Source organism: Candidatus Eisenbacteria bacterium, from assembly GCA_016867715.1.
Taxonomy (GTDB): domain Bacteria; phylum Orphanbacterota; class Orphanbacteria; order Orphanbacterales; family Orphanbacteraceae; genus VGIW01.
The window spans coordinates 1-4,061 of the sequence record VGIW01000149.1; the positions used below are offsets into that span (position 1 = coordinate 1).

At 61.7% G+C, this 4,061-nt stretch carries 3 protein-coding genes; all 3 read left to right on the forward strand.

Annotated features, from left to right (window positions below; all coding sequences use genetic code 11):
- Positions 1-280: 280 nt before the first annotated feature.
- The 3 genes from FJY73_14080 to FJY73_14090 all read left to right on the forward strand — a co-directional run bounded on the left by FJY73_14080 (position 281) and on the right by FJY73_14090 (position 4,017).
- Positions 281-868, forward strand: a complete 588-nt coding sequence (locus FJY73_14080) for a hypothetical protein (protein ID MBM3321788.1) — start codon at positions 281-283, stop codon at positions 866-868.
- A 141-nt stretch (positions 869-1,009) separates the two neighbouring features.
- Positions 1,010-2,266, forward strand: a complete 1,257-nt coding sequence (locus tag FJY73_14085; GenBank protein MBM3321789.1) for a CPBP family intramembrane metalloprotease — start codon at positions 1,010-1,012, stop codon at positions 2,264-2,266.
- A gap of 701 nt (positions 2,267-2,967) precedes the next feature.
- Positions 2,968-4,017, forward strand: a complete 1,050-nt coding sequence (locus FJY73_14090; protein ID MBM3321790.1) for a hypothetical protein — start codon at positions 2,968-2,970, stop codon at positions 4,015-4,017.
- Positions 4,018-4,061 lie beyond the last annotated feature (44 nt).

Genomic DNA, 4,061 nt, shown 5'->3' on the forward strand with positions numbered 1-4,061 from the left:
CTCCTGCCTCAAATCACCCCAAGAGAACTTCTACGCGCCGACCGAGAACCTCTCCTCATGTCGGTCTTCGAAGACACAGTCAACCGTTTGATCTTCAAAGAAGAAGCGGGTTCGAAAGACGAGAGCAACAAGCGGGAGGCCTTGGCCGAGAAGCCGGGATTCCTCACCTTCTGCGGTAGCGCCCACTTTCCCCTGTCCGCAGGCACGCGAGTTGCTCTGGCAGAAGAACGTGAGCCGGTTCACGTTACGGTGGGTGGGTTTCAGAGAACAGGAAGAAGCCATGCTTCGAAAAGCGTTGATCGCCATGCTCATCAGCCAACAGTTGATCTGGGGCATCTCCCCTGCAATGGCTGGGGACTTCCTGACATCAGACGCCGCAAAGCAATCCCTCATGGAGGCGAGAGGGATGGAGCGGCTCCAAAAGTCCGTTCCCGCCCTGCGAGGCGCTCTCGAGCACGTCGCCGTGGGGACGGGCAAGGACTTCGACGGATCGCCCAGGGTGTGGAAGCTCGCTCTTCTCGAAACCCCGCGCGCATTGACGGAGGAGCCCGGTCGGTTTGCGGATTGGACTCCGCTCTTCGCAACGGAGTATGAAGGAAATGCGGTGCTCGTGTCTGTTCGCAAGCGCGCCGGATCGGAGGGGGCCTTCGACGCCCGCTGGGCCTACGCAGACGGCAGCCTGATTCGAGACGCTTGGGGGCGCGAGATCACTGAAGCGGAGGTGCAGGTGGGCAAGGATCCGGGGGGCAATGCGATCTGGCTGAAGGTGCTCGTCGCGGTCGTTGTTATCTGCATCACCACGGATCCTGAATTCGGTTGGGAAGTCGAAGGATATGGAGTGCGCGTGAGGTTCAGCGGTAGCTGCTGATCGAGCAGGAGAGCTCCGCCCCCTCTCGGGGGCGGAGCGCCATCTCTATTCGTACTTGCAGCGTCGAGCGCTTCCGCAGACGCCGGGGACAAGGGCGGGCTTTCGACCCCGCGGAGCAGAAAGGAGGGAGGCTAGTTTCTCATGCAGATCCACTTTCGTTTCGACCTTACCAACCTAAATCTCCCCCTGTTGGCCGGCCTGGTCGGGCTTGTGATTCTGCTCACTAGGCCCTTCCTGCGGAGAAGGATCGAAGCGATTCTCCGCAGGTACACCTTCGAGAAGTACAAGTTCAAGGAGATCGTGACGAGAATGCGGAGAAGGATCGAAGCGATTCTCCGCAGGTACAGTGGTCCAACCTCCCTTTTCCAAAGTACCGTCCGGGCCCCCTCGCTCGCTCCCTTCCTCCAACGAGCCGTCCGGATTCCCGTGTTCGGTCCGTTCCTCCGCGCAGTTCTCCCGAATCGGCTCTTCGGCTGCGAGGCCCCGCCGATTGTCGAGGTCATCCGCTATTCGGCCCTGGCAGAGATTGTGGCGCTGGTCGGATTTCTAGTCGGCGTGGTCTTGTATGCCTTGCTTGAAGCTGTTCGCGAGATCCGAACGGGAGGGGAAGCTGACGTCCACATTCACTTCTTGGAGCTCTTCTTTCATCCGGTCGTCCTCCCTCTCTCTGTCGGCCTTCCGATCCTTCTCTTCACCGTCTTCCACTGGCGGCGGCGGATGAAGCGCTCGATCAAGGAGCTCGGGTTCGCCTGGGAGCGGCGAGAAGCGTGGCGTCTTCTCCTGGGGCTCGCCGCTGCCTTGGCGCTCATCGGGGGGACGCTCGCGCTTAGCGTCGCGATCGGCGGGCTTCGGGTTTCGGTCGGAGGAAACCCCTCGGCGTCGGTCTGGCGGATTCCGGTTGTTCTCGTCTTCGTGGCGCTCTACGAGGAGGTTGTCTTCCGGGGGTACCTCCTTCAGGGGCTTCGCCTGCAGAAGACGACCCGCTGGTCGATTCTCGTGACGTCGTTCCTTTTCTCCCTCGCTCACATGCAGTACCTGCTTCTCGGTTGGTGGCTCTCGCTCTTGGCCGTGCTGGACCTCTTCGCGTTCGCCGTCCTCGTCGCGGTCGCTCGGGTCGTAAGCGGAGGTCTCGCGCTCCCGATCGGGATCCATCTCGGATGGAATCTGCTCGGATGGGCTCTCGGGGGGATGGAGAGCGATCTTTTCGGCCAGCCGTCGCCGTGGCTCCGGCTCGACTACTCGGGCGCGTCGAAGCTTCTCGTCGGAACTCCGGGAACGGGGGGGCTTCTCGATGCCCTTCTCGCCGTCACGGTCGCAGGGATCGTGTGGCGGAGGTTCCGCGATCACCCGGAAATGCACGCCGCACCGGTGTGGGTCGAGCCGGCCTCCGATCGGTAGCAGGATTCGGTTTTGGGATTGGGCCAACCGTCCGTTCGACCCTCTACCGCCGGATGCGGGTGCTCGGGATGCGGGACCGCTGACCGGCTGTGTCATGAGAAAATCGAGAATCGCGTGAGATTCTCATGAGACAGGAGAGGGAGAGCGCCGGATCGGGCTCCTTCTCTCGTGTCCCGATCGCCGGAACTACCCCTCCCTAGCCGCCCGGCCGGCCCTCCGTTCATCCACCGCCCGAGGCCGGGATCACGGTCCTTCCTCGCAGGCGGAAGATCTTCTCTCCGTCCCCGGGTGAACCTCCCGCAGATTCGGTCGATCAAACTCATTGCGAAACAACGGGTTGAGCGATCGAGCCGCGCGCCATTCGGCCGAGTCTACCCCGATAGCCACGGGGGCGCTCTCCCGTGGCTCCTGAGAGACCGGTGCCAGGTGACCGGGGAGAGCGCCCGCATGCCCTGAACGCCACCTATTCTTTAGCAATCTGTTTCGATTCTGGCATTCTTTGTGCTCTTGGCTCATGGTGCCGGCACGGTAAGAAGGTCCCGGACGCGGTCCTCGAATCCCGCCGGGTCTTCGAGGCGAATAGATTCTCTTCTTGGAGGTTGGGCACAGAACAAACAGCGTGGTCTAGGCAGAGGTCGGGAGCGGGAGGAGGTTCCGACGAACCTCCCCGCTCCCGAAGCGAAACCAGGGGGTAGAGACCCATGACGCTTCGATCGATCCACTTCGCTTCGGTTCTCCTCTTTCTCCTCGCGAATCTTCTCGTCGCGCTCTTCGTTCTCCCGAGTCCGGCGCTCGGCGAACAAGAGCCGGAACCGGTTCAGCCGGTTTATCTCTTCACGTATCCGCGGGGGTCCACGCCGGAGCTGATCTCGGACCTGCCGCCGGGGGAAGGCGGCTGGAGGGAGCACGCGGGGATCGTGACGATCCCCGCGACGGAGGAGATCTACTTCTACGACCTCGACTTCGACAACATCAAGGTCATCGACCCGATGGACGGCTCCCTCCTTCGTCTTGTCGACGGCGCTCTGGACGAGACAGAACGCTCCCACCTTTGGCATAAGCCGCCTTGGGACATGGTCGTTGCGCCGGACGGGACGATCACGCTGTTGTTGGTGGGTGGGGGCGGTGGGCAGGAAAGTCTGGACTTCCGCCGGCTCTCTCCGGGCGACACACGCTGGACCCAGGTGGTGCGCGTCGGCGTCCGCGCCCTAGGCCTGGAACCGGTGGGCCACGCTTATTACCTGGACGTAGGGCCTGATGGTTCCGTTTACGTGTTTTTCTCCAGAAACGATCGAAGCGTCCCACTCGACACCCTCGCAGCTCGTGTTTCTGGAGAACGCCTCTCGGACATCTGGGAGGGCACGACTTCCACTGTCGTCGGCGCGGATGGCCTTTTCTATTCCTTTAATTGCCGCATCCCGGATGAGGGGGGATGCGAACGATTGGAGAACTGCCTCGTCCGTGTCCGTGACAGGGACGGACACCTCCTTCGGAGCTTTGAAGGACGGGAGGGAGGGGTTTTGGGTGTGTCGGCGAATGGCTACATCGCTTTCTACGGCGACAAAATCCAGGTGACCGATCCCCAGGGGAAACTCGTTGCCGTCGCTCGGTATCCGGCCACTCGCGGAAGGCCGGAGCGGATGTTATGCGGAATGCAATCGGAGTTTTTCCTCTCTCCTGCTGGAAGGTTCTACTCCTGCCACGTCACCAAGGAAGGTCTCGAGGTCTATCTCCACTGGAAGGAGGAGTGACATGAAAGGGAGAAGATTCCTTCTCGGATTGTGCATTCTCTTCT

Bases quoted from the DNA above. Each gene is read 5' to 3' on its own strand.
- FJY73_14080 (MBM3321788.1), top strand. From the start codon at position 281: ATGCTTCGAAAAGCGTTGATCGCCATGCTCATCAGCCAACAGTTGATC.
- FJY73_14090 (MBM3321790.1), top strand. From the start codon at position 2,968: ATGACGCTTCGATCGATCCACTTCGCTTCGGTTCTCCTCTTTCTCCTC.
- FJY73_14085 (MBM3321789.1), top strand. From the start codon at position 1,010: ATGCAGATCCACTTTCGTTTCGACCTTACCAACCTAAATCTCCCCCTG.